23 protein-coding genes are annotated in these 23,942 nt (G+C 62.7%); 5 read left to right on the plus strand and 18 right to left on the minus strand.

From position 1 onward, the window contains the following. Window positions 1–2 precede the first annotated feature (2 nt). Genes trbL through trbB form a run of 7 tightly spaced genes read right to left on the minus strand, consistent with a single transcriptional unit; the run spans window position 3 to window position 6,273 of the window. Window positions 3–1,262 (minus strand): P-type conjugative transfer protein TrbL, encoded by a 1,260-nt coding sequence (trbL, locus tag JN414_RS13440; RefSeq protein ID WP_062454952.1) that lies wholly within the window; start codon window positions 1,260–1,262, stop codon window positions 3–5. Between the two features lie 4 nt (window positions 1,263–1,266). Further along, complete coding sequence (trbK-alt, locus tag JN414_RS13445; protein ID WP_062454954.1) at window positions 1,267–1,539, minus strand: putative entry exclusion protein TrbK-alt; 273 nt, start codon at window positions 1,537–1,539, stop codon at window positions 1,267–1,269. After that, window positions 1,539–2,285, minus strand: coding sequence for a P-type conjugative transfer protein TrbJ (trbJ, locus tag JN414_RS13450; protein ID WP_062454956.1), 747 nt, complete (start codon window positions 2,283–2,285; stop codon window positions 1,539–1,541). Before trbJ ends, trbK-alt begins: the two co-directional genes overlap by 1 nt. After that, window positions 2,282–4,708 (minus strand): conjugal transfer protein TrbE, encoded by a 2,427-nt coding sequence (gene trbE / locus JN414_RS13455; RefSeq protein ID WP_202208390.1) that lies wholly within the window; start codon window positions 4,706–4,708, stop codon window positions 2,282–2,284. Before trbE ends, trbJ begins: the two co-directional genes overlap by 4 nt. Window positions 4,709–4,715: 7 nt before the next feature. After that, window positions 4,716–4,982, minus strand: coding sequence for a VirB3 family type IV secretion system protein (locus JN414_RS13460; protein ID WP_062454959.1), 267 nt, complete (start codon window positions 4,980–4,982; stop codon window positions 4,716–4,718). Continuing rightward, complete coding sequence (locus JN414_RS13465) at window positions 4,982–5,308, minus strand: TrbC/VirB2 family protein (RefSeq protein WP_012553511.1); 327 nt, start codon at window positions 5,306–5,308, stop codon at window positions 4,982–4,984. Before JN414_RS13465 ends, JN414_RS13460 begins: the two co-directional genes overlap by 1 nt. Continuing rightward, window positions 5,305–6,273, minus strand: coding sequence for a P-type conjugative transfer ATPase TrbB (gene trbB, locus JN414_RS13470; RefSeq protein WP_062454961.1), 969 nt, complete (start codon window positions 6,271–6,273; stop codon window positions 5,305–5,307). The genes JN414_RS13465 and trbB overlap by 4 nt, the downstream gene beginning before the upstream one ends. A 211-nt stretch (window positions 6,274–6,484) precedes the next feature. Between trbB and JN414_RS13475 the strand changes: the two genes are divergently transcribed. Continuing rightward, window positions 6,485–6,655: a hypothetical protein gene (locus tag JN414_RS13475; RefSeq protein WP_202208391.1), complete on the plus strand. Its 171-nt coding sequence runs from the start codon at window positions 6,485–6,487 to the stop codon at window positions 6,653–6,655. 34 nt (window positions 6,656–6,689) lie between these two features. Here JN414_RS13475 and JN414_RS13480 read toward each other — a convergent pair whose 3' ends face one another. Then, the gene (locus JN414_RS13480) at window positions 6,690–7,337 is read right to left on the minus strand and encodes an SOS response-associated peptidase (protein WP_062454963.1); all 648 of its coding nucleotides are present in this window, start codon (window positions 7,335–7,337) and stop codon (window positions 6,690–6,692) included. Between the two features lie 12 nt (window positions 7,338–7,349). Beyond that, window positions 7,350–9,452 carry an ATP-dependent helicase gene (locus JN414_RS13485; protein ID WP_202208392.1) on the minus strand — a complete coding sequence of 701 codons (2,103 nt, stop codon included), beginning with the start codon at window positions 9,450–9,452 and terminating at the stop codon, window positions 7,350–7,352. A 156-nt stretch (window positions 9,453–9,608) separates the two neighbouring features. Between JN414_RS13485 and JN414_RS13490 the strand changes: the two genes are divergently transcribed. From JN414_RS13490 to JN414_RS13500, 3 genes are read left to right on the plus strand one after another with little or no spacing between them, the layout of a single operon-like run. Further along, a complete protein-coding gene (locus JN414_RS13490) occupies window positions 9,609–10,373 on the plus strand; it encodes an ImuA family protein (RefSeq protein WP_062454965.1) in 765 nt (254 codons plus the stop codon). Continuing rightward, window positions 10,288–11,811, plus strand: a complete 1,524-nt coding sequence (locus JN414_RS13495; RefSeq protein WP_169795778.1) for a DUF6504 family protein — start codon at window positions 10,288–10,290, stop codon at window positions 11,809–11,811. Before JN414_RS13490 ends, JN414_RS13495 begins: the two co-directional genes overlap by 86 nt. After that, the gene (locus tag JN414_RS13500; protein WP_202208393.1) at window positions 11,808–14,984 is read left to right on the plus strand and encodes an error-prone DNA polymerase; all 3,177 of its coding nucleotides are present in this window, start codon (window positions 11,808–11,810) and stop codon (window positions 14,982–14,984) included. The genes JN414_RS13495 and JN414_RS13500 overlap by 4 nt, the downstream gene beginning before the upstream one ends. 161 nt (window positions 14,985–15,145) lie before the next feature. Here the strand turns inward: JN414_RS13500 and JN414_RS13505 are convergent, their stop codons facing one another. Together JN414_RS13505 and JN414_RS13510 are read right to left on the minus strand one after the other, a co-directional pair. Next, a complete protein-coding gene (locus JN414_RS13505; protein WP_202208394.1) occupies window positions 15,146–16,564 on the minus strand; it encodes a DHA2 family efflux MFS transporter permease subunit in 1,419 nt (472 codons plus the stop codon). Between the two features lie 48 nt (window positions 16,565–16,612). Continuing rightward, the gene (locus JN414_RS13510) at window positions 16,613–17,179 is read right to left on the minus strand and encodes a hydrolase (RefSeq protein ID WP_061487167.1); all 567 of its coding nucleotides are present in this window, start codon (window positions 17,177–17,179) and stop codon (window positions 16,613–16,615) included. Window positions 17,180–17,287: 108 nt separating this feature from the next. Here JN414_RS13510 and JN414_RS13515 point away from each other — a divergent pair, with 108 nt between their 5' ends. After that, window positions 17,288–17,944 carry a TetR/AcrR family transcriptional regulator gene (locus tag JN414_RS13515; RefSeq protein ID WP_042061684.1) on the plus strand — a complete coding sequence of 219 codons (657 nt, stop codon included), beginning with the start codon at window positions 17,288–17,290 and terminating at the stop codon, window positions 17,942–17,944. Between the two features lie 171 nt (window positions 17,945–18,115). Here JN414_RS13515 and JN414_RS13520 read toward each other — a convergent pair whose 3' ends face one another. From JN414_RS13520 to JN414_RS13550, 7 genes are all read right to left on the minus strand, one after another. Next, window positions 18,116–18,877: an SDR family NAD(P)-dependent oxidoreductase gene (locus JN414_RS13520; protein ID WP_063908633.1), complete on the minus strand. Its 762-nt coding sequence runs from the start codon at window positions 18,875–18,877 to the stop codon at window positions 18,116–18,118. A gap of 102 nt (window positions 18,878–18,979) precedes the next feature. Further along, on the minus strand, window positions 18,980–19,879 hold the full coding sequence (locus JN414_RS13525) for a LysR family transcriptional regulator (protein WP_063908634.1): 900 nt from the start codon (window positions 19,877–19,879) through the stop codon (window positions 18,980–18,982). A gap of 178 nt (window positions 19,880–20,057) precedes the next feature. Next, complete coding sequence (locus JN414_RS13530; protein WP_063908635.1) at window positions 20,058–21,113, minus strand: ArsO family NAD(P)H-dependent flavin-containing monooxygenase; 1,056 nt, start codon at window positions 21,111–21,113, stop codon at window positions 20,058–20,060. An 8-nt stretch (window positions 21,114–21,121) separates the two neighbouring features. Next, a complete protein-coding gene (arsH, locus tag JN414_RS13535) occupies window positions 21,122–21,820 on the minus strand; it encodes an arsenical resistance protein ArsH (protein WP_061487269.1) in 699 nt (232 codons plus the stop codon). A gap of 23 nt (window positions 21,821–21,843) precedes the next feature. Then, window positions 21,844–23,139: an arsenic transporter gene (locus tag JN414_RS13540; protein ID WP_304599244.1), complete on the minus strand. Its 1,296-nt coding sequence runs from the start codon at window positions 23,137–23,139 to the stop codon at window positions 21,844–21,846. Then, window positions 23,139–23,561, minus strand: a complete 423-nt coding sequence (gene arsC / locus JN414_RS13545; RefSeq protein WP_086611968.1) for an arsenate reductase (glutaredoxin) — start codon at window positions 23,559–23,561, stop codon at window positions 23,139–23,141. Before arsC ends, JN414_RS13540 begins: the two co-directional genes overlap by 1 nt. Then, window positions 23,558–23,911 (minus strand): helix-turn-helix transcriptional regulator, encoded by a 354-nt coding sequence (locus JN414_RS13550; RefSeq protein ID WP_035379755.1) that lies wholly within the window; start codon window positions 23,909–23,911, stop codon window positions 23,558–23,560. The genes arsC and JN414_RS13550 overlap by 4 nt, the downstream gene beginning before the upstream one ends. Between the last annotated feature and the right edge of the window lie 31 nt (window positions 23,912–23,942).

Genomic DNA, 23,942 nt, shown 5'->3' on the forward strand with positions numbered 1-23,942 from the left:
GGCTATTCTCCCTCCGAAAGATCGACGTCATGGCCGCCGCTGGGCCGGTCGCCGCCCTTGATCGCCTGCGCGGCCGCTTCCGCTCCGCCCTTGATCCGGTTGTTGCGCTGCATCCGGCTGGCCCAGGCCGGTGGCTTGCCGGCAGCACTCGCTCCGCCGCCGGCACCCGAGGCCGTGGCACTACCCGCGCCACCGGTCGCGGCCGCCCCGCCGGCCTGATAGCTGGTGCGGACACTGGCCATGGCGCGGCGCAACGGGCTGGCGGCGGCGGACAGTCCGGTTTTGGCCACTCCTGCCGCGCCGCCAGCGCGATAGGCGGCGGTGGTGCCACCGGCGACAAAGGCGCCGCCACGCACGGCCGCTGCCGCAGCGCCCACGGCCAGTCCGGCGCCAGACGCGGCGGCCACGCCGGCACCGACGACCCCAGCGGCTGTAGCAACCGCAGACCCGGCACCCAACTGCGGACCACCGGCAATCAACCCGTTGGCCAATGCCGGGCCGAACACGGTCAGACCGAGGAGCGTCAGGGAGGCGAGGATCAGGGTAAGTGCGTCATTGATCGTCGGCGGGTTGTTGAAACCGCTGGTGAACTGGCCGAACACGGTCGAACCGATGCCGACGATGACGGCCAGCATCAGCACCTTGATCCCGGACGACACGACATTGCCCAGCACCTTCTCGGCGAGGAAGGCGGTGCGGCCGAACAGCCCGAAGGGCACCAGCACGAAGCCTGCGAGGGTGGTCAGCTTGAACTCGATCAGCGCCACGAAAAGCTGGATCGCCATGACAAAGAAGCTGATGACCACGATCAGCCAGGCGAGCAGCAGCACTACGATCTGGATTGCGTTATTGAAGATGGCGACGAAACCGACCAGCGAGGAGATCGAGGTCAGGATCGGCTTGCCGGCATCAATGCCGACCTGTGCCAGCCGACCGGGCTGGAGCAGCTGCGCCTGGGTGAGATGGCCACCGCCGGCCTCGATGCCCAGCCCGGCAAAGGACTCGTAGATGATTTTCGCGAGCCCGTTGAAGTTGCCGATGATGAACGCAAACATCCCGATGAACAGGGTCTTGCGGATCAGCCGCGCCAGCACGTCCTCATCCGGCGCCAGCGCCCAGAACAGTCCGGCCAGCGTGATATCGATGGTAATCAGCACACCGGCGAGCCAGTGGACGTCGCCCTGCACCAGCCCGAACCCGGAATCGATATATTGGGTGAAGATGGCAAGGAAATTGTCGATGACGCCGGTGCCCTGCTGCATGGCGTCACCGTGCCGCGTCGGGCGCGAAGAAGCGCTTGCGGTTCTCGGCCCATACCGCTTCGCAGGCCGGATCACCGTCGGCCTTCATGCCCAGCGCCTGACAATGCGCCAGACCGGTGGCCAGCCAGTCACGCGATCCAGGTGGCCCGAGATCCAGCACACCGACGTCACGGGGAACGTGCCGGAGATGCAGGGTCGCGGCCACGATGATCAGAACAACCAGCCCGACGGCCACGAGCCGGAAGATGACCGGCGGGGAAAGGCGCGGCGGGCGCATCAGTGGAACATCTGTGCGTTGCCAGGCGTGTAGCCGGCCCCGTAATTCAGGAAATTCGCAAGCTGTGCCCTGCCCTGCTCCTCACTCTCCACCTGCCGGGCACCTTCCAGCGCCTGGGCGCGGCCCATCGCCGCCGTCACAGCGGTGAGGTCGGCAAGCTGGCGGGTTTGCAGCGCCATGAGCTGGTTGCCCGACTGCGCGGCCTGCAAGGCACCGGTCGCCCCCTGGCTCGACGTGACCAGATCGTCGATCTGACTGCCGGTACTGTCGAGATTCTGCACGGCACCGGTCTGCACGCGCAGATCGTCCAGATAGGCCCCCCTTGCATTCTGCCATCGCGTCTGCGCGTCACCGGTCATCTGGGCCGCCGAACCTGGGCTCGCAAGCGCCTGCGGATAGGTCTGGCTGAAGGCCTGATCGATGCTGGTCAGGTTATAAGAGAGCCCTTGCGCCTGGCCGACGATTGCTTCCGTCTGCGCGATCGACTGCTCCAGCGGTGCCAGCACGGAGAACGGCAGACTGGCGAGGTTGCGCGCCTGGTTCTCCAGCATGGTCGCCTCATTGGTGAGGCTCTGCGCCTGCTGGTTGACCTGCTGCAGTGCCCGAGCGGCAATCAGGACGCTCTGCACATGATTGGCCCCGTCATAGACCGCCCATTGCGCATGGGCCGGCACGCTCACGGCAAGCGGCAACAGAAGAACAGCACCGGACACGAAAACTGATTTCATTATCAGCCGATTTCTCATGACCCTGCTCCCGGATTGAGCATCTCCACCGCCCACTCGACGCCTTTGTGCACGAGCCATGCCGCCGCGAAACCATCGCGCCCGTCCCGGGCAAAGATCCGGTCGATGGCGGCCTGGTCGTCGGGCGACGACGCGGCGGTGAAGGCCAGCGCCACCTCGGACAGGCCGAGATCGAACAGCCTGTTGCCTCTGCGGGACTGGCAGTAATAATCGCGCTTGGGTGTGGCCCGGCTGAGGATCTCGATCTGACGGTCGTTCAGCCCGAAGCGGCGATAGATCGTGGTAATCTGCGGCTCCAGCGCCCGATCATTGGGCAGGAACACGCGTGTCGGGCAACTCTCGATCAGCGCCGGCGCGATCGGACTGGCATCGATATCGGCCAGCGACTGGGTGGCGAAGATGACGGAGGCGTTCTTCTTGCGCAGCGTCTTCAGCCATTCCCGGAGCTGGCCGGCGAAGGCGCGATCGTCCAGCGCCAGCCAGCCCTCGTCGATGATCAGCAGCGTCGGGCTGCCGTCAAACCGGTCCTCGATACGATGGAACAGATAGGACAGCACGGCGGACGCGGCACCCGAGCCGATCAGCCCCTCGATCTCGAAGGCCTGGATATCGGCGACGCCCAGCCGCTCATGCTCGGCGTCGAGCAGGCTGCCCCACGGGCCGCCAACACAATAGGGCTGAAGCGCCTGTTTCAACGCCAGCGACTGGAGCAGCGCCGACAGACCGGTGAGTGTCCGTTCCGCGACCGGCGCCGAAGCCAGCGAGGTCAACGCCGACCACAGATACTCCTTGAGGTCGGGCGCAACCGTGACGCCCTCGCGCTCTAGCAGCGTCGCCACCCATTCCGCCGCCCAGGCCCGCTCGCCCGGCTCGTCGATCCGCGCCAGCGGCTGCAAGGCTACGGGGTCGCTCATGTCCTGCGCCAGCGCACCGCCGAGATCGTGCCAGTCGCCACCCATCGCCAGCGTTGCTGCGCGGATCGAGCCACCGAAATCGAAGGCGAAGATCCGGGCACCGGCATAGCGGCGGAACTGCATCGCCATGAAAGCCAGCAGCACGGACTTGCCGGCGCCGGTCGGCCCGGCGATCAGCGTGTGCCCGACATCGCCGACGTGGAGTGCGAAGCAGAACGGGGTCGAGCCCTCGGTGCGGGCATAGAATAGCGGTGGTGCCGCGAAATGCCCGTCCCGCTCCGGCCCCGCCCACACTGCGGAGAGCGGGATCATATGGGCGAGGTTCAGGGTCGAGACACAGGGCTGGCGGACATTGGCGTAGACGTGCCCCGGCAGGCTGCCAAACCAGGCTTCGAGCGCATTGACGCTCTCGCGCATGCAGGTGAAGTCGCGGCCCTGGATGGTCTTTTCCACCAGCCGCAGCCGATCGGCGGCGACGGTCGGATCCTCGTCCCACACCGTGACGGTAGCGGTGACATAGGCCTGTCCGACCTGGTCGGTTCCGAGTTCCTGCAAGGCCGCATCGGCGTCGGCGGCCTTGTTGGCGGCGTCGGAATCCAGCAGCACCGAGGCCTCGTTGGTCATCACCTCCTTGAGGATGGCCATGATCGACTTGCGCTTGGCGAACCATTGCCGTCGGATCCGGCCTACCACTTTCGTCGCGTCGGTGCGGTCGAGACAGATCGCCCGCGTCGACCAGCGATAGGGAAAGGCCAGCCGGTTCAGCTCGTCCAGCAGCCCCGGCCAGGTCTGGGTGGGAAAGCCGGTGACGGTGAGCGTGCGCAGATGGGCGTCGCCCAATCGGGGCTCCAGGCCGCCGGTCAGTTCCTCGTCGACCAGGATGGCATCGAGGTGCATCGGGATCTCGGGCACCCGAACCCGCTGCATCCGCGTCGAGACGCAGGAATGGAGATAGGTCAGGGTTTCGCCGTCATCGAGCCAGTCTGCCTCGGGCATGAAGCCATCGAGCAGGGCCAGCACCCGATCGGTCTGGTCGATGAAACCCGCGACCACGGCCTGCCAGTCGGAGCCGCCACGGGCGCGGTTCTCGTAGAGCCAGGCCTCCGCGCGGGCGGCGTCGTCCGCCGGCGGTAGCCAGACCAGGGTGAGGAAATAACGGCTTTCATAATGCGCCCCCTCTTCCTCGAACTGCGCCCGGCGTTCGGCGTCGACCAGTTCGGAGGCTGGATCTGGGAACGGGCTGGAAGGATAGCCCCGCGCCTGGCGGCGCTGCGCTTCAACGAAAATGGCCCAGCCGGAGCCGAGACGGCGCAGGGCGTTGTTCAGCCGCGACGTGATCGCGACCAGTTCGGACGCGGTCGAGGAGTCCAGGTCCGGGCCGCGAAAGCGCGCGGTGCGCTGGAAGGCGCCATCCTTGTTCAGCACCACACCTTTGGCGACCAGAGCTGCCCAGGGCAGGAAATCGGCCAGCCGGTCACGGCGATGGCGGTATTCGGCGAGGTTCATCATGGCGCCCTCACCCGACCAGATGGGTGGGGTAACGCAGATGCCGTCGCACCACGTCGACAAAGGCGGGATCGCGTTTTGCCGCCCAGACGGCGGCGAAATGACCCACTAGCCAGAAGAGGCCGCCTGCGATCCAGAGCCGCAGGCCGAGCCCGATGGCGGCGGCCAGCGTGCCGTTGACGATGGCCACCGTGCGTGGCGCCCCGCCGAACAGGATCGGCTCGATCAGGGCACGATGCACCGGGGCGGTGAATCCGGGAATGCTGTCCGGCTCCATCAGGTCAGCGCCCCGCCCGCGAAGGAGAAGAAGGACAGGAAGAAGCTGGACGCCGCGAAAGCGATCGACAGGCCGAAGACGATCTGCACCAGACGGCGGAAGCCACCAGAGGTTTCCCCGAAAGCCAGGGTCAGGCCGGTCACGGTGATGATGATCACCGACACGATGCGCGCCACCGGCCCCTGCACGGATTCCAGGATCTGGTTGAGCGGCTCCTCCCACGGCATGTTGGAGCCTGCCGCGTAGGCCGGGGCCGACAGCAGGGCGAGCGAAAGGGTGGCACCTGCCACTTCGAGATGGCGGCGCAGGACAATCATGCGGGTCATGACGGATCTCCGGCGGGTGTGAGGATGTAATCGCCCTCCGGGGTCAGGCCCCGGACCGTGGCAAGTTCGGCCAGCCGACGCGCGCTGCCACGTCCGGACAGGACCGCGATGACATCGATGGTCTCGGCGATCAGGACGCGCGGGACGGTAACGACGGCTTCCTGGATCAACTGCTCCAACCGACGCAGCGCCCCGATCGCGGACCCCGCATGCAGGGTGCCGACCCCGCCGGGATGGCCGGTGCCCCAGGCCTTGAGCAGGTCGAGCGCTTCCGCTCCGCGCACTTCGCCGATCGGAATCCGGTCGGGGCGCAGACGCAGCGAGGAGCGCACGAGGTCGGAGAGCGAGGCGGCGCCGTCCTTCGTGCGCAGGGCCACCAGGTTCGGGGCCGCGCATTGCAGTTCGCGGGTGTCCTCGATCAGCACCACCCGGTCGCCGGTCTGCGCGATCTCGGCCAGCAGGGCGTTGACCAGGGTGGTCTTGCCGGTGGAGGTGCCGCCGGCGACCAGGATGTTCTGCCGCTCGACGACGGCGCAGCGCAGAAACGCGGCCTGTGCGCCGGTCATGATGCCGGCCGCCACATAATCGTCGAGCGAGAACACCGCGACGGCCGGACGCCGGATGGCAAAGCAGGGTGCGACCACCACCGGGGGCACCAGCCCTTCGAACCGCTCCCCGCTTCCCGGCAGTTCGGCGGAGACACGCGGACTTCCGGGATGCACCTCGACCCCGACATGATGGGCGACCAGGCGGACGATCCGCTCGGCATCGGCGGCCGCGATCCGGGTGCCGGTGTCCTCCATCCCTCCAGCCAGCCGGTCGATCCACAGCCGGCCATCGGGGTTGAGCATCATCTCGACGATCGACGGATCATCGAGATGCCCGGCGATCGCCGGGCCGAGCGCGGTGCGCAGCATGCGCATACCTCGAGCGACGGCTTCGGAGCGGAAGGGAGCGACGGTCATCGGAAACCCGCGATTGGCCTCCCGAGGGAGGCGATGGATCAGCGGGGTCGATTAGAAAGAGGCATGAACACGGAAGCGCAACAAGTCTCTTGGGTCATAGGGCGCCGGGATAGAAGAACTTGCATAGGAGTAGAGTGCGTTTGGGCGGTGACGGGGCGACAGGGCGCTGCTACCGTTTCCGGAATCGACCATCACATGGACCTGCGCCCGCATGAGCGAAGCCTTCATTGCCGCTGTTCTTCGGGACGTTCATCATCCACAAGACCAAGGCCGGCCAGACCGTGCGCTTCAAGGCCAGTCCGGTGCTGAAGAAGGTAGTGTGATCTGTCAGTCGGTCTCGTCGGCAGGTTCGAAAAAAGAGCCGGAAAGTCATAGAACTTGAAGATGGGGAGCGGACTGCACCCCCACCATAACTGTCATCCGAACGGACGCGGCTCTTCGACACGAGGCATTACGCCATCCGGCAAAGGCCGCTGAAGGCGCAGAGCCTCCGCCACCGGCGCGTTCATCCACACATCCAGCTCATCCGGCTGCGTCAGGATCACCGGCATGGCCTTCGGATGGATCGCGCCTACTTCCCGGTTCGCCTCTGTGGTCAGGAACCCGAACAGATCGTCCGTCGTTTCGCCATCTGCCAGTTTTCGCACTGAGGTCCACCGGCACCAGATCCCGGCAAAGAAGGCCAAAGGTTCTCCATCGTTGCGGGCAAACCACACGGGCCGTGATTTCCCGTCGGACAGACGCTCCGGTTCCGAGAACGCCGTCAGCGGCACCAGACAGCGATGTTGCACGCCTTCCCAGCGCTTCCACCATGTCGAGGTCGGATTGCGGATGTTGGTCACACCCCGATCGACCTTGTGCCCCTTGAGATAGCCGGGTGGGGTCGGCATGCCCCAGCGCGCCATGACCAGTTCACGGCCGTTCACGCCATTCCGCACGATCGATGCCATCGTGTTCGGATAAATCTCGGGCTGTAGCTGGAGATTCCCCGTGCGATCCTCAAGGACTTTCGCGATCTCGCGGATCGCCTGCGGGTTCGAGGTCATGGAATAGAGATTGCACATCGGCCTGCTCCCTTACGACCACATGCCGCGCAGGCGGGCGGCCATGTCGATCCGCACCGACTTCACCGCCTCCTGCCGCGCCTGGTCTTCCGGCTTCACGACCGGCCACGACACAGCCTCGAACAAGGGCAGCATGTCCCGGTCGATGAAACGGGTGCGGGAGGCATAGACATGCCGGTCGCCCCTGCTGTGCTGGCCATGCACATAGAAGCGCTGCGGCACCATGATATCGAGACTGTCCTTCGCCCGCGTCATGGCGACATAGAGCAGGCGGCGTTCCTCCTCGATGTCATCCTGCTCGCCGGTGGCCAGATCGGATGGAATGCAGCCGTCGACGGCATTCATGACGAACACGTTCTTCCATTCCTGCCCCTTGGCGGAATGAATGGTGGAGAGGATCAGATAATCCTCATCCAGCAGCGGCACGCCGGCCTGATCGGACGTGGCGTCCGGCGGGTCTAGCGTCAGTTCGGTCAGGAACTTCTCGCGTGACGGATAGCCCCCGCCGATCTGCTCCAGTTGCACCAGATCGGCCAGACGCGTGGAAGCATCCTCATGCAGCCGCTCCAGATGCGGCTCATACCAGTATCGCGCGGCTGCGATCTCGCCCGGCCAGCCGACCTGATGGCTGCCAAGAGCGGTGAGTGTATTCACGAAACCCGCCCAAGCGTCGCCACTGCGCTGCGGCGCTTTCACATCCTTTAACGCTTCGAAGGGATGGGCATTCTCGCCCATCGTATCCAGCACCCGCCGGGCCGAACTCGGCCCCACTCCCGGTAAAAGCTGCAACACCCGGAAGCCCGCAATGCGGTCACGCGGGTTCTGAGCAAAACGCAGCAGGGCCAGCACATCTTTTACATGCGCACTGTCGAGAAACTTCAGGCCACCGAACTTCACGAACGGAATATTGCGTCGGGTCAGTTCCACCTCCAGCGTGCCACTATGGTGCGAGGCCCGGAACAGCACGGCCTGCTGCTTCATTGGTGTCCCGGCCTCCCGCTCTTCCAGCACCCGATCGGCGATGTAGTTCGCCTGGGCGGTGTCGTCCCAGATGGTGACCAGTCGTGGTTTTTCCTCCGAAGCCCGCTCGGTCCACAGATCCTTGGTGAACCGCTCTGCCGCCTCGCCAATCACAGCATTGGCCGCATCCAGAATGGGTTTTGTCGAGCGATAGTTCCGGTCCAGCATCACGACGCATGCCGGAGGATCGAAGGACGCCGGAAAATCGAGAATGTTGCGCACGGTCGCGGCCCGGAAGGCGTAGATCGACTGCGCGTCATCACCCACCACCGTCAGGCCGCGTCCGTCCGGCTTCATGCCCAGCAGTATCTCCGCCTGCAGCCGGTTGGTATCCTGATACTCGTCGACCAGCACATGATCCCATTTGCCACCGATGTCGGCGGCCAGCACCGGATCGCTGACCATCTGCGCCCAGCACAGCAGCAGATCGTCGTAATCCAGCACGCCCTGTTCCTGCTTGGCTGTGACATAGCCGGCAAAGAGCTGTTTGAGCTGGGATTCCCAGCCCGCGCACCACGGATAGTGCTTCAGCAGCACATCGGCGAGCGGTGCGCCGGAATTCACCACACGGGAATAGACGGCCAGACACGTGCCCTTGCCGGGAAACCGCTTCCCGGTTTTGGAAAATCCCAGATCATGCCGGATGAGATTCATCAGATCAGCGGAATCCTCGCGGTCATGGATCGAAAAAGCCGGGTCCATGCCAATCTGCTGCGCATACTCCCGCAGCAGCCGGGCACCGATGGAATGAAACGTCCCAGACCAGGCCAGCGCGTCGGCGAGAGGACCGGCTTTGTCGCCGAGCACCGCCTTACAGATGCGCTCGACACGCCGTGTCATCTCGACACTGGCACGCCGTGAGAAGGTCAGCAGCAGGATCCGGCGCGGATCAGCCCCCGAAGCGATCAGATGGGCCACCCGGTGCGCCAGCGTGTTGGTCTTGCCCGATCCGGCGCCCGCGATGACCGGCAGCGGGGATGACTCCGCCCCGCCTGCCAAGACTCCGGTCCCATGCGTGACCGCCTGTCGCTGGGCGTCATTCAGACGGGACAGATAATCGTCGCTCTTTGGGATGGGAGAAGTCTCTGAATTCAATTCTTTAGCGCACTTTCATCAACGATTCCGAACCGGCATCGGACACCAGCATGGCGGATGCGGAGCGAATTTGCATTGACTTCCATAGCCCAATCGGAACAAATCAGGAACATATAATCATGAAATACTCCTGCACAAGGGACGCCGAGCCGTGACATGACTGCTGAAATCCATAAAAAACCCGGTCTGGAAACGCTGCGGGCCGCAATCAGCCGTCTCGAAGGACACAGCGACCGACGCCGCACGGTGCTGCCCTTTGGTGTGCGCGAGATAGACGCCCGTCTGCCCGGTGGCGGTCTGACGCTGGGCGCCCTGCATGAGGTTGCCGGCGGCGGCAATGACGCCCTGCACAGTGCGGCGGCCGGTCAGTTCTGCGCCGGCATAACAGCCCGCACGCGCGGCAAGGTGCTCTGGATTGTCACCCGTCAGGATATGTTCGCCCCCTCCCTGAAACAGGTGGGGCTGGCAGCACGGCGAACCATTTTTGTCGAGGCCAGTTCGGATGTCGATGTGCTGGCCTGCTTCGAGGAAGGTCTGCGGCATGGCGGCCTTGGGGCTGTGGTCGCCGAGGTGGCACGTCTGTCCATGACGGCATCCCGCCGTCTGCAACTGGCGGCTGAAACGTCTGGTTCGCTTGGCATCGCGATCCGCCGCTGGCGACGGCAGACGGATGCGGCGGATTTTGGCCAGCCGACTGCCAGTGTGACCCGATGGCGGGTGTCCCTCCTGCCTTCCGTATCGTTACCGGTGCCCGGTGTGGGCCGTCCCCGCTGGCTGCTGGAACTGATCCGTGCCCGTGCGGGCGAATGTGCCGATTTTGAAGTGGAGGCCTGTGATGGCAAGGGTCGTCTCTCTTTATCTGCCACTCTGGTCGACCGACCGGATCAGGAAGCGGCTGGGCAAAGACGCGCCCGCGCCTGAAACGCCGTTGGCCCTTGTCGGACGGGAAGGACGGCGACGAGTTGTCCGGTCGGTCGATCTTGCTGCCCGCAAGCTGGGGCTGCGCCCAGGCATACCTGTGGCCAAGGCTCAGGCGCTCTATCCCGATCTGGTGCTGATGGATGCCGATCCCGAAGGCGACCGGCTCGGACTGGAAAAACTCGCTTTGTGGTTCCAGCACCGTATCGCGCCCATTGTGGCGGTCGATACACCGAACGGCCTGGTTCTGGACACGACCGGGGCGGATCACCTGCATGGTGGCGAACTTCCCATGCTCAAGGATATGGTCCACCGCATGGCAGGAGCCGATTTTTGCGCTCGGGCTGTAGTCGCGGACACCTGGGGGGCGGCCCATGCGCTGGCTCGTTATGGCCGGTTAGCGATTGCGGCTGTCCCTTCAGATAAAACGACCTCTGCTCTGGCTGATCTGCCCGTTGAAGCTCTTCGCCTGCCCTCACCTATCATTGAGGGTCTGGCCACGCTGGGCGTATCCCGCATCGGACCACTGGCCGCCATGCCCCGCGCACCGCTGGCCTTGCGGTTTGGCCCCGACATCACCCGCAGGCTGGATCAGGCGTTCGGGCGTATTGGTGAAGCTATCGTGCCAGTCCGCCCGGTTGATCCGATCGAGGCCAGCCGGAATTTCGCTGAACCTATCGGCGCGGCGGAGACCATTGCCCGTTATATCGGTAAGCTGGTGCTGCTGCTCTGTCAGGGGCTGGACGAACGCGGCCAAGGCGTGCGCCGTCTCGACCTGCTGCTGCATCGCGTCGACAGCCGGACCGAAGCGATCCGGGTGGCCACGGCCATGCCGGTGCGGGACGTCAAACGCCTGACCCGGCTGCTGTGCGAGAAGATCGAGACCATCGATCCGGGGTTCGGCATTGAGCGCATGGTGCTGATTGCCTCTCTGGCCGAACCGATGGACCGGCGGCAGACCGTCTCCTCCCTGATCGCCGAGGAAGATGCCGATGTGTCCGACCTGGTCGACACGCTGGCCAACCGTGTCGGGACGCAGGCGCTCTATCGCTTTGCCCCGGTGGAAAGCGATCTGCCCGAACGCTCCTTTTGCCGCGTGCCCGCACTGGCTCCGGAGGAGATAAAGGACTGGCCTGAACATTGGCCACGTCCGACACGCCTGTTGGCGCGGCCCGAGCCGGTGCAGGCGATGGCGGAACTGCCGGACCAGCCACCGCTGTTCTTCATCTGGCGCGGCGTGCGGCGGAAAGTGAAATGCGCCGACGGGCCGGAGCGTGTCTTTGGCGAATGGTGGAAGAATGACGCTGAACTGACCATCGCCCGGGACTACTTCCGGGTGGAGGATACCAGCGGCGAGCGTTTCTGGCTCTACCGGGCGGGTGACGGCGAGCATGGCGAGACCGGCTCGCAGGGCTGGTTCCTGCATGGGATCTTTGGATGAACACCTCGGCACTGCGTTACGCCGAACTGCAGGTGACGACGTATTTCTCGTTCCTGCGTGGAGCCTCGTCGCCCATGGAACTTTTCGAACAGGCCAGGGCGCTGGGGATCGAAGCGCTGGGCATCTGCGACCGGAATTCCCTGGCGGGCATGGTGCAGGCATACGGAGCGGCGAAAGCGTCCGGCGTCCGGCTGGTCGTCGGCTGTCGCCTCGACCTGGCCGACTTTCCGCCCGTGCTGGTCTATCCGACCGACCGCGTGGGCTACGGCCGATTGTGTCGTCTACTCACCATAGGCAAGGCCCGAGCCGGCAAAGGGAAATGCCATCTGCTCTGGGAAGACTTGATCGCCTGGGGTGCGGGTCTGATCGTCGTCATGATCCCGGACACGGCGGATGATGCCTGCGTCCTGCATCTGCGCAAGCTGAAAGAAGCTTTCGTTGATCGGGCCTACATGGCGCTCACCTTGCTGCGTCGTCCCAATGACCAGATGCGTCTCTACGAACTGGCGAACCTGGCGCATCAGGCCCGCGTGCCGACCGTCGTGACCAACGACGCGTTGTTCCACACCCATGACCGGCGCATCCTGCAGGATGTCGTCATCTGTATACGGCATAACACCACCATCGACGAGGTGGGTTTCGTGCGCGAGCGCCATGCCGATCGCTATCTCAAGCCGCCGCAGGAGATGGCCCGGCTGTTCAGCCGTTACCCTGAAGCGGTCGCCCGCACCATGGAGATTGTGGAGCGCTGCCGTTTCTCCCTTGACGATCTGGCCTATCAGTATCCGGATGAAGTGTCCGTACCCGGCCAGACGCCGCAGCAGGCGCTGGAAACCCTGACATGGGAAGCCGCCGCACGCACCTATCCCGAAGGGATTCCGGACGAGGTTCGCAAAAGCCTGAACCATGAACTCGGCCTGATCGGGCGTATGGCCTACGCGCCCTATTTCCTGACCGTGAACAGCATTGTCCGCTATGCCCGCTCTCAGGGCATCCTCTGTCAGGGTCGTGGGTCAGCCGCCAACAGTGCGGTCTGTTATGTGCTGGGCATCACCGCCATCGACCCCGCCCGCAACTCCCTCCTGTTCGAGCGCTTCGTCTCTGAAGAGCGCGGCGAACCGCCGGACATTGATGTGGATTTCGAACATGCACGCCGTGAGCAGGTTATCCAGTGGGTCTATGAGCATTACGGGCGTGACCGGGCAGCCCTGACGGCCGTGGTCATCCGCTATCGCGCCAAGGGGGCCTTGCGGGATGTTGGCAAGGTCATGGGCTTGCCAGAAGACCTGATCCGCACACTCTCGGGCCAGATTCATGGTTGGGGGCGCAAACTGGACGATAACGCCCTGACTGACAGCGGTATTGATCTGTCAGACCGCCGTATCCGCCTCACGCTGGATCTGGCCCGCTGCCTGATTGGTGTACCTCGTCACCTGTCACAGCATCCCGGTGGTTTTGTGCTGACACATGACCGGCTGGATGAACTGGTGCCGATCGAACCGGCATCCATGGAGGACCGCCAGATCATCGAGTGGGACAAGGACGATATCGACATCCTGAAATTCATGAAGGTGGATATTCTGGCCCTTGGCATGCTGACCTGCATGAAAAAGGGGCTGGACCTGCTCGCGGAACACAAGGGCCAGCATTTCACGCTCCAGACAATCCCGGCCGAGGATCCGCGCACCTACGCCATGATCAGGAAGGCCGACACGATCGGGGTGTTCCAGATTGAATCCCGCGCGCAGATGTCCATGCTGCCACGGCTCAAACCGCGCGTCTTTTATGACCTCGTCATTGAAGTCGCGATCGTAAGGCCCGGACCAATTCAGGGCGATATGGTGCATCCGTATCTGCGTCGCCGCGAGGGCCTTGAGCGCGAAGACTATCCGACACCAGAACTGGAAGCGGTTCTAAGTAAAACGCTAGGCATCCCGCTGTTTCAGGAACAGGCGATGCAGGTGGCCATGATCTGTGCGGGATTCACCGCCGCCGAAGCGGATCAGTTGCGCCGGGCCATGGCGACCTTCAAAAATACCGGCACTGTCTCGCAGTTTCAGAGACGGCTCATCGAAGGCATGCGCGCCAACGGTTATGATGAGGATTTCGCCGAACGGATCTATCAGCAGCTCGAAGGCTTTGGCTCCTACGGATTTCCAGAGAGCCATGCCGCTAGTTTCGCCATTCTGGCCTATTCGTCGTCCTGGATGAAATGCACCCATCCGGATGTGTTTCTGGCCTCGCTCCTGAACTCCCAACCGATGGGATTTTACGCGCCAGCGCAACTGGTCCGCGATGCGCGGGAACATAGTGTGGAAATCCGACCCATTTGCGTCAATACCTCACGCTGGGACAGCACACTGGAAGGACCGGAAAGACCTGACGGGATGTTCGCCGTGCGGCTGGGCATGAGTCTGGTGAAGGGGCTGGCTAATGACGATGCCGCCTGCATTGTTGCCGCAAGGGCGTCACGTCCGTTTACCTCGGTCGATGACCTATGGCGTCGGGCTGGCGTGAAAGCAGCAGCTTTGAACCATCTGGCCGAGGCCGACGCGTTCCGCCCTTCGCTCGGGCTGGCACGGCGCGAGGCGCTCTGGGCGATTAAGGCCTTACGGGACGAACCGCTGCCCCTGTTTGCGGCAGCGGAAGTAACGCGGGAAGCAGAGGAGCCGGATGTGTTGCTCCAACCCATGCGGGATGGGGCAGAGGTGGTGCGGGACTATAATCGGCTTGGCTTGAGCCTGCGGGATCATCCCCTAACTTTTCTGCGCAAGGATTTACAGGAACAGGGCATCCTACCCTGCCGACAGGCCCTGAACGCCAAGGACGGCAAGCGTCTCACCGTAGCGGGACTGGTGCTGGTCCGGCAGCGGCCTGGCTCCGCCGAAGGTGTGGTGTTCATGACGCTGGAGGATGAGACGGCCAACATGAACGTCATCATCTGGCCGGATCTATTCGACGCCAACCGGCGCGTCGTGCTAGGCGGGCAAATGCTGGCCGTGAAAGGCATGCTGCAGAAGGAGGGCGAGGTCGTGCATCTGGTCGCGAAAGAGATCACGGACCTTTCCGGATTGCTGGCAGATGTTGGGAACCGGTGCCTGCATGAGGTCGGTAGGGCACAACAGGAAGCTAGATCTGAACGGATGACGGTGAAATCAAGAAACTTCCACTAGCCCCTGCGCTTACGTGATAATTCTGCTGGTCGACGATGTCGGCTTCCGCCCTCATGTCGGACAATCCGAAACACAAACGAATGACCGCAAAGCGGACGATGCAGGCCCATCTTGCCTGGGTGATTTTTATTCTCTCAGGCGAGTATCAATGCCCGCCAGATTCAGTTCGATCCGAACTGGCGTTTCTTTTCCGAAGGCCTGATGAAGCGCGTGGCGAGCAGCAGGACGCCATGAAATAACGCGAGCAGCCCAAATGTTTCGCCATAAACCTCCGATGCGACATGGGACGGGCCGACCGTCGCAAGCCGCCACCCAAGGAACGTGGCGCATGCTGTGATCAATGTCGGTCCTCCAATCCTTTGCATGATGTTCAGCGCGGTCGTTGCCATCGGGATATCCGCGCGTGCGATAGAAGCATATCCCGCGCTCATCGCCGGAATACCGACGGCGCCCCCACCTCCGCCACGCAGCAGCAACGCTATAGTGAGCAGGACGACGTTCAGACCGTTATAGGAGAGCAGCATCAGGATCACTGTTCCGACAAAGGACAAAAGAGCCCCGCAACCGGTCAGATCGCGCGCGTCAAACCGCTCACTCAGACGGCCAATGAGCGGATAGACGCACATCATCCCCAGACCCAGGGGTGCCATGAACAGGCCCGTCCGCTCGGGCGAGATACCGCAGGCGTGGATCAGCCATACGGGTAGAAGCATCTGACCAGCGAACGACACCCCGTTCGTCAGAAACATGATGACCGCCGACACCGAAAAGGCAGGCGCACGCAGCAGGCGCAGGTCGATCAACGCGTCATCGCCCTTGCGTCGCGCGGATCTGACATACAGGACGAACAGCACGAGGGACGCGCCTAAGGTCGCCTGTCCATAAGGCCGGGCGACATGATCCATGCCGTAGAGAAACGAGACGAGAGCGGGCGCGAGAAATCCGAGCCCTGTCAGGTCAAGTGGACGGGGGCGCTCGTCATGCCGATCGTCAGGGAGAAACAGGACGGCGAGGATAAAGGCCGCGAGCCCGACCGGAACATTGAGAAGAAAGATCCATCGCCAGGACGCGACGGAGAGAATGGCACCGGCGGCGACGGGTCCAAGAAGCGGCGCGAGCAGAACAGGTGCCGTCATTGCGCTCGCAACCCTCGGCATCTGTCGGCCCGCGACACGAGCAACCGTCATCTGCGCCATAGGGGCAAGCAGACCGCCCGCCATACCTTGCAGCAGACGGAATACGATCAGGGACGGCGCAGACCACGCCAGCGCACACAGGCCTGATGTCAGCGTGAAGGCACCGAAGCACCATAAATAGACCGCTCGCCCCCCGAGGCGGCTTACGAGCCATCCATTCAGGGGCAACGTCAGGGCGAGCGCCAGCAGATAGCCGCTGACCACCCATTGAATGTGCGAAAACGGCGCGTGCAGGGTCGTAACGAGATCGGGAAGCGACACATTGACGATCGTGGCGTCCAGTTGCGCCATGAAAGACCCTATCGCCGCGACGCTCACGATTTTCCAGATGCCCGGAGGCAGTTGATCCGGGTCTGAGCCTGGCGCCGACGTTCTGGCGTTCATGAATGATCTCGCCGGGAACCGCGAGACGCGCAGACATGAGCCATGCGTTTACGCATCCAGCGCGATCGCGTCGCTCGTCGTCACCCGGCCGAGGCGAGGAAAAATCTCCTCGCAGGCAAAGCGCTGCATGTCTTCGGTGAATGTGGACATGACATCCTCGACGAGCACGACGTTGTATCCATGCTCATGCGCCGCTCTGGCGGTAGATTCCACACCCAGATTGGTGGCGATTCCGCCGAGCACGATGGTCGTGATACCACGTCTCCGTAACTGAAGATCGAGATCCGTGCCGTAGAAGGCACCCCACTGCCGTTTCGTGATGCGCAGATCGGTTGGTTCGGCAAGCCCGTCGACCAGTTCCATCCAGTCGGGTGCAAAACCGCCTGGCGGCGAAAAGGAGCGATCGACGACCGTATGCACCGCGTCCGCAAAGTCCAGCGCGAACGCGACGTTGACCAGAATGACCGGAGCGCCGGCAGTTCGGAAACGCGCCGTGAGTTCTTTCGATCGCTCAACAATCAAAGCACCCGGTGTCGGAGCCAGGGGAAGCCCCGTAATGCCCTTCTGGAGATCGATCAGGACAAGAGCCGTCTTGGTGGCTTGAAGCGAAATCATGGAGAAACATCCCTGTCGGCGTTAGAACCGCCATCCCGAACCATTGTCCGGAACACGCGGTAACGTTAGTAAGTTGAGTAGACACTCAAGCAGGAGCATTATTTGAGGATGGACTCAAATTCGTCAAGGGGTAAAAGAACGTCTCTTCAGCCGCTGCGTGCGGCTGGGCGTCAGCGCGTTGAGGAATTGCTGGAGGCCGCGTCTGATCTCATGGCGGAACGAGGGTACGAGGCCACGACCATGGCGGAGATCGCCGCGCGCGCCGGGGCGAAGATCGGCTCGCTCTATCGTTTCTTTCCAAACAAGGAGGCGGTCGCGGACGCTTTGGTGCAGCGGCATATCGCCGTTCTGGAAGACGAATACGCGGCACTCGCCAAACGTGCCGCCACGCTGTCGCCCGAAGCATTGGCGGACGTCCTGATCGAGTTGCTTGTCACGCTTTATCCTCGCGTGAAATCCCTGTCCGCGCTGATGGAGGCCCGGACCGACAGGATGGAGATTCGCGAACGTGCACGAGGACATGCGATAGCTGGAATTGCGGCTGCGTTGCGTGTCTGTGCACCAGGGTTGGGTGAGATGCTGGCGAAAGACATTTCTGCGGTCGTTCTGAACACTATGAAAGTGTTGCGCGGTATGCTCTCGAAGGACGCGCCCACGATGCCAGGTGCGCCTGACGAATTGCGGCGGATGCACCGTCTTTATCTCGCGGACCGGCTGGAGCCGTTTCGGCGCACTTTAGACAGTATAACGGAGGCGGAGCCATAATTTCGCGGATTGGTGCAGTATTCGCCCCACGACCTAAGAGCCTTGGCGCTGTCCCGGAGAGCGAGATGTCATGGCAGCTTACGCCCTCATACCGGTCATCCGCTCGGTCGTAGCTTGTTCCGCAAAGCAGACGTTGCCATGACGAGTAGGGAGAAAGCGGAAATGATCTGGTCAGGCGGGAAGGATTACGCTTTTCCCACCGTCTGCCATTGTGATCGATCCGACCATGAAGCTGGCCTCGTCAGATGCGAGAAAGGCGATTACCTTCGCGATTTCCTCTGGTTGAGCAGCTCGTCCGATGGGGGCGTGTTTGCCATAGTCCGCAAGGGCCGATGGGCCGTCTGCATGAATATGATTGAGAATATTGGTCACGGTATCTCCCGCGCCCACTGCATTCACTCGGATCCCATGATCAATGGCTTCCACTGCGAGTGTCCGGGTGAACTGGGCAAGGGCACCCTTCGATGCGGCATACGCTGCGATTGATGGAAAGGTCTGAAAGCAGGCATAGGACCCGACATTGACGATAGCTCCGTTACCGTTCGGGATCATCGCACGCATCGCCTCACGTGAGTGCAAGAATACACCCCGAATATTTACGGCGAAGATACGGTCCCAGTCCTCAAGAGTCATGTCTACTACAAGCTTGTTAATGATAATGCCTGCGTTATTAACGAGAATATCCAGCCGACCGAACTGCTCGACCGCCGTTGCCACGGCCAGTCGGGCCGCGCCTTCTTCTGCTACGTCTCCGACGAGTGGAAAGATGCCAGGCCGAGCAAGGGCGCTGATACCGGGATCACGGTCTTCCGCAATAACCGATGCGCCACGCGCATGAAGTAATTCCACAGTTGCGCGACCGATCCCGCTTGCGGCGCCGGTAACAATCGCGACTTTGCCTGCAAAATTTCCTGCTGTGTTTTCCAGATTCATACAAACCTCCTGTGATGTCGAGAACATCATCTGGCATGGCCGTATCGTTATTTTAATACTGCATATTCTGGATGGGTTATGTGGCGTGGCAGGTACAATCTGTCACGGTTTATTCGCACCGCGCACGGCGGTAATGAAGGTCTTTACAGCAGTCGAGCGATGACGATGCGGGGGATAATAGAGCGCAAAGCCTGGAAAAGCGGCGGAATACTCTGTCAGCAGGGGAACAAGATGGCCGGCCGCGATAAGTGGCTGGACCTCGCTCTCAACCCATAATGCGATGCCGGCACCAGCAACGGCGGCATCAAGAGCCGCCCGCTGATCATTGAAGGTCAGCGGACCGGATACGGCCACGGAGAACCAGACGCCGTTTTCGCAGAATTCCCAGTTGTACAAGGCATCATGTCCCGGCCAGCGAAAACCGATACAGAGATGATCGCGAAGCTCACGCGGATGGAGTGGCGCCCCGTGTTGATCGAGGTAGGACGGGGCGGCAACGGCGATTTGTCGCAAACCGGGCTGAAGCGGGAAAGCAATAACATCCTGATCCAGCATCTCCCCAAGCCGTATGCCTACGTCGAACCGTTCCTGTACAATATCCACGCCAGCATCGTCGATCTGCACCTCGACGCTGATCCTCGGGAAACGTCGGACAAAATCGGGTAAGAGCGGTTTTAGAAAGAGCTCGTACCCAAGACGTTGCGCGTGAACCCTCACCGGACCAGCGATTTCGCCACCCATCGCACCGGCTTCGCTTAAAGCTGATTGGATTTCTCCAAACGCTACTCCGAACCGCGCAGCCAGACGCTCACCGGCGAGCGTGGGGCTGACACTGCGTGTCGTCCGGTTCAGAAGCTGAACGCCAACAAAGTTTTCCAGTCGGCGGATCGTTTCACTGAGCGCCGAACGCGACACGCAAAGTTCTCTGGCAGCGGCGACGAAACTGCCTTGATCAATAATACAGCACAGCGCGCGGAGATCAGAATAATAGCGGTCGGACATACCCCTCCCTAACACAAAACCGGTTTTTCTGGTTCGGTTTTCCGGCCGGTTTATGGGGCTACGGGCTATCGACCGTAGCAAGTCAGACGATCTGCCATTTGGGAGCATTGCCTACAGACGAAATCGCCCTCTTCTCGGCCGTGTTCAGATTTGCTCAAAGTTTCGATAAGCAGACCTTCTATATCGGCGACGCAAGCCAGGCCGCCAGTTGCCGGACCATGGATCTGGCGACACGGCCGGCGCCCAGCAGCGTGGCGGATGCGGGCCCACACCAGGAGCCATAACCCAGCAGCCAGAGACGTGGCTCCCTGACGGCCTGCTGCCCGTTAACACGGATCAAGCCGTCCGGCTCGATCACGTCGAGTGATGCAAATACACCGAGCGCGGGTCGGAAGCCGGTACACCAGATGAACCTATCGATGGCTTCTTCCCGCCCGTCGGGCCAGACGACGCCCGTCGCCGTCACACGTACAAACGGGCGCACCGCGTGGAGCACGCCTCGCTCCCTGGCGGCGCGCACAGGTGGGACCATGACGATATCGCCAAAGCCGCTGGTGGGCATGGCCGACGGGCCGCCGAGAACGCGAGCGGTCGCCCGCTCGAACAAGACCCGTCCGTCCACGTCATCGGGCAGAAAGATGGGATCATGCAGCGTGACCCATGTTGCCTGAGCGACAAGCGACAGCTCCGCCATAATCTGTGCCCCGGAGTTGCCCCCACCCACCACCAGTACACGTCGGCCAGCAAAGGGCGCGGCATTCCGGTAATGGCTGGAATGGAGTTGCGTCCCGCCGAAGAGGTCACGCCCCGCGACATCGGGAACAAAGGGGGCTGACCACGTACCGGTCGCCCCGATAACCGCACGGCCAAGAAAATCACCCGCGCTGGTTCTGACAGTCAGAAGTTTTCCGTTCGCGCGCTCCACACACTCGACCATGACCGGACGGCGGATCGGCGGCGCATAGCGCGCCTCGTAGCGGTGCAGATAGTCCAACACCTCGTCACGGGTCGGATAGCCGCCATCCGGCGTGTCTGGCATCGGCCAGCCGGGCAGCGAACTGTAGGACGCGGGTGAAAACAGATGCAGGGAGTCCCAGCCATGCACCCATGCACCACCCGCCTGCGTCCCGTTATCAAGAATGACGTAACGCAGTCCGGTCCGTCGTAGAAAATACGACGCGGCGAGGGCCGCCTGACCGCCTCCCACGATCACAACATCGAACTGTTCCGCCATTGCCCGGCTCACAGACTTTCCGGGAGACGGAATTCCGCCTTGCGTTCGCTGTAGCGATCAACGAGGTAGTCGGCCCGGTCGCGCAGCAGCCATGTGAACTTCATCAGCTCCTCCATGACGTCCACCATCCGGTCATAGAGGGGGGACGGTTTCATGCGGTCATCGTCGCCGAACTGCGTATAGGCCATTGGCACGCTGGACTGGTTGGGGATGGTGAACATCCGCATCCACCGACCCAGCACCCGCAGGGCATTGACGGAATTGAAGCTCTGCGATCCGCCCGAGACCTGCATGACGGCCAGCGTGCGGCCCTGCGTCGGACGGATCGAGCCTTCGGTCAGGGGCAACCAGTCGATCTGGTTCTTGAACACGGCAGTGATGTTGCCGTGCCGTTCGGGGCTGCACCAGACCTGGCCTTCAGACCAGATCGAGAGTTCCCGCAGTTCCCGCACCTTCGAATGACTTGCGGGCACGGAATCCGCTACCGGCAGGCCGGTCGGGTCGAACACCCGTGTCTCGGCCCCCAGCACCTTCAGGATGCGTTCTGCCTCAAGCACCAGCAACCGGCTGAAGGATCGGGGGCGTAAAGAGCCATAGAGCAGAAGGATACGCGGCGGATGGTCCACACGCGGTTGCGGTTCCAGCCGCGCGAGATCGACCTGTTCAAGATATTCGGGGTGAAGGGCCGGCAAGTCAGGTTCAGTCATTGTGATATCGGTCCATTCATGCATTACGGCTGGCTGATTAGAGGCAGCCACAGGGCCAGCGCCAGGAGTGTGACCAGCAGGACGGGAGGTGTGATCACCAGACCCACCTTCATATATTGCCCCCACGTGACCCGATGGTTCCTGGACGCCAGCACATGCAGCCAGAGCAGTGTCGCGAGACTGCCGATCGGCGTGAATTTCGGCCCGAGGTCGCAGCCGATGATGTTGGCATAGACCATCAGGTCGCGTGTCAGCGGCGTGATGTCGTGCGCCTGCTGGATCGCCAGTGCCCCGACCAGCACACTCGGCATATTGTTCATGATGGACGACAGAACAGCCGCCAGAAAGCCGGCGCCGATGGTGGCGATGAACGGCCCCTGATGGCCAAGCCAGACCAGTGCGGCCGCAAGGTAGTCGGTCAGCCCGGCATTGCGCAGCCCATACACCACCAGATACATGCCCAGCGAGAAGATCACGATCTGCCATGGTGCGCCCATCAGCACCTTGCGAACAGGGATCACCCGGCCATATCCGGCGACGAGCAACAGGGTTCCGGCGGCCAGACAGGCTACAACACAGACCGGGATATGAAACGGCGCTGTCAGGAAATAGGCCGCCAGAACGAGGACCAGCAGCGGAAATGCCGCCCGAAATACATGGTGGTCACGAATTGCCGCAGCGGGTGCTGGCAGTTCGGCGACGGGATAGGTCGCAGGCACCTGCCGCCGGTACCACAGCCAAAGCACAGCCAGCGTCGCGCCCAGCGCCACCAGATCGACGGGGACCATGATCGCGGCATAGCGATCAAACGCAATGCCAAAGAAATTGGCGCTGACGATGTTCACCAGGTTGGAAATGACAAGCGGCAGGCTGGTGGTATCCGCGACGAACCCAGTGGCGATAATAAAGGCCAGCGCCGCGCCATGGCTCAGGCGCAGTTGCGTCAGGATAGCGATGACAATGGGCGTCAGCAGCAGCGCCGCGCCGTCATTGGCGAAAACCGCTGCAATGGCCGCTCCCAGCACCACGATCAGCGGGAACAGCGTCCGGCCTCGCCCTTTGCCCCAGCGCACGACGTGCAGCGCGGCCCAATGGAAGAATCCGGCCTCATCCAGCAACAGCGAGATGACGATCAGCGCGATGAAGGTGAAAGTCGCGTCCCAGACGATGTGCCAGACGACAGGAATGTCATGCCAGTGGATCACGCCAGATGCCAGGGCCGCGGCGGCACCCGCCATGGCGCTCCAGCCGATGCCCAGCCCCCGAGGCTGCCAGATGACAAAAACCAGCGTGACAACGAAAAGCAGAAGAGCCAGCATCAGGAGATCCGCTTTCCGGATTCATCGACGATCTTCTCGCCGTCCTCTTTGACGAAAGCACCTCTCTGCGGGTTAGGCAGGATGTCCAGAACCGTCTCGGACGGACGGCAGAGTGCCGCACCGAGGGGGGTGACGACGATCGGCCGGTTCATCAGGATCGGATGCGCCATCATGGCGTCGATCAGCGCATCATCGCTCAGGGCCGGATTATCGAGGCCGAGTTCGTGAAAGGGCGTGCCCTTTTCCCGCAGGACCGAGCGCACCGGAACGCCCATACGGGCGATCAGACTGACCAGTTCCGCACGGCTTGGTGGGGTTTTCAGATATTCGATGATGCAGGGGTCCTCGCCGCTGCTGCGGATCAGCGCCAGCACGTTGCGCGACGTGCCGCAGGCTGGGTTGTGGTAGATCGTGATGGTCATGAGCAGGATTCCCGGGATGGGCAGCAGGAGGACAGGGTCGCGATCAGGGGCGCGCAGAGTTCGGGGTTGCCCGCACAGCAGTCTCTGACGAGGAAGAGCATCAGGTCGCGCAAGCGCGGAAGGCACGCACGATAGACGATCAGCCGGCTATGGCGTTGCGAGGTCAGCAGACCGGCGCGGGTCAGGGTGGCGAGATGGGCCGAGATCGTGTTTTGCGGGACACCGAGATACCGCGCGACCTCGCCCGCAGGCAGGCCGTCCGGTTCGTGGCGTACCAGCAGGCGGAAGATCTCCAGCCGTGTGGACTGCGACAGGGCGCTCAGGGCAGCGAGGGCGGATTCTGTATCCATAAATCGACGTTCACGGATATATTGGATGAAG

The sequence above is a fragment of the Gluconobacter sp. Gdi genome (assembly GCF_014132155.1).
GTDB lineage: Bacteria > Pseudomonadota > Alphaproteobacteria > Acetobacterales > Acetobacteraceae > Gluconobacter.

Coding starts and splice junctions, on each gene's coding strand:
- trbL (WP_062454952.1), bottom strand. CDS start 1,262: ATGCAGCAGGGCACCGGCGTCATCGACAATTTCCTTGCCATCTTCACC.
- trbK-alt (WP_062454954.1), bottom strand. CDS start 1,539: ATGCGCCCGCCGCGCCTTTCCCCGCCGGTCATCTTCCGGCTCGTGGCC.
- trbJ (WP_062454956.1), bottom strand. CDS start 2,285: ATGAGAAATCGGCTGATAATGAAATCAGTTTTCGTGTCCGGTGCTGTT.
- trbE (WP_202208390.1), bottom strand. CDS start 4,708: ATGATGAACCTCGCCGAATACCGCCATCGCCGTGACCGGCTGGCCGAT.
- JN414_RS13460 (WP_062454959.1), bottom strand. CDS start 4,982: ATGGAGCCGGACAGCATTCCCGGATTCACCGCCCCGGTGCATCGTGCC.
- JN414_RS13465 (WP_012553511.1), bottom strand. CDS start 5,308: ATGACCCGCATGATTGTCCTGCGCCGCCATCTCGAAGTGGCAGGTGCC.
- trbB (WP_062454961.1), bottom strand. CDS start 6,273: ATGACCGTCGCTCCCTTCCGCTCCGAAGCCGTCGCTCGAGGTATGCGC.
- JN414_RS13475 (WP_202208391.1), top strand. CDS start 6,485: ATGAGCGAAGCCTTCATTGCCGCTGTTCTTCGGGACGTTCATCATCCA.
- JN414_RS13480 (WP_062454963.1), bottom strand. CDS start 7,337: ATGTGCAATCTCTATTCCATGACCTCGAACCCGCAGGCGATCCGCGAG.
- JN414_RS13490 (WP_062454965.1), top strand. CDS start 9,609: ATGACTGCTGAAATCCATAAAAAACCCGGTCTGGAAACGCTGCGGGCC.
- JN414_RS13495 (WP_169795778.1), top strand. CDS start 10,288: ATGGCAAGGGTCGTCTCTCTTTATCTGCCACTCTGGTCGACCGACCGG.
- JN414_RS13500 (WP_202208393.1), top strand. CDS start 11,808: ATGAACACCTCGGCACTGCGTTACGCCGAACTGCAGGTGACGACGTAT.
- JN414_RS13505 (WP_202208394.1), bottom strand. CDS start 16,564: ATGAACGCCAGAACGTCGGCGCCAGGCTCAGACCCGGATCAACTGCCT.
- JN414_RS13510 (WP_061487167.1), bottom strand. CDS start 17,179: ATGATTTCGCTTCAAGCCACCAAGACGGCTCTTGTCCTGATCGATCTC.
- JN414_RS13515 (WP_042061684.1), top strand. CDS start 17,288: ATGGACTCAAATTCGTCAAGGGGTAAAAGAACGTCTCTTCAGCCGCTG.
- JN414_RS13520 (WP_063908633.1), bottom strand. CDS start 18,877: ATGAATCTGGAAAACACAGCAGGAAATTTTGCAGGCAAAGTCGCGATT.
- JN414_RS13525 (WP_063908634.1), bottom strand. CDS start 19,879: ATGTCCGACCGCTATTATTCTGATCTCCGCGCGCTGTGCTGTATTATT.
- JN414_RS13530 (WP_063908635.1), bottom strand. CDS start 21,113: ATGGCGGAACAGTTCGATGTTGTGATCGTGGGAGGCGGTCAGGCGGCC.
- arsH (WP_061487269.1), bottom strand. CDS start 21,820: ATGACTGAACCTGACTTGCCGGCCCTTCACCCCGAATATCTTGAACAG.
- JN414_RS13540 (WP_304599244.1), bottom strand. CDS start 23,139: ATGCTGGCTCTTCTGCTTTTCGTTGTCACGCTGGTTTTTGTCATCTGG.
- arsC (WP_086611968.1), bottom strand. CDS start 23,561: ATGACCATCACGATCTACCACAACCCAGCCTGCGGCACGTCGCGCAAC.
- JN414_RS13550 (WP_035379755.1), bottom strand. CDS start 23,911: ATGGATACAGAATCCGCCCTCGCTGCCCTGAGCGCCCTGTCGCAGTCC.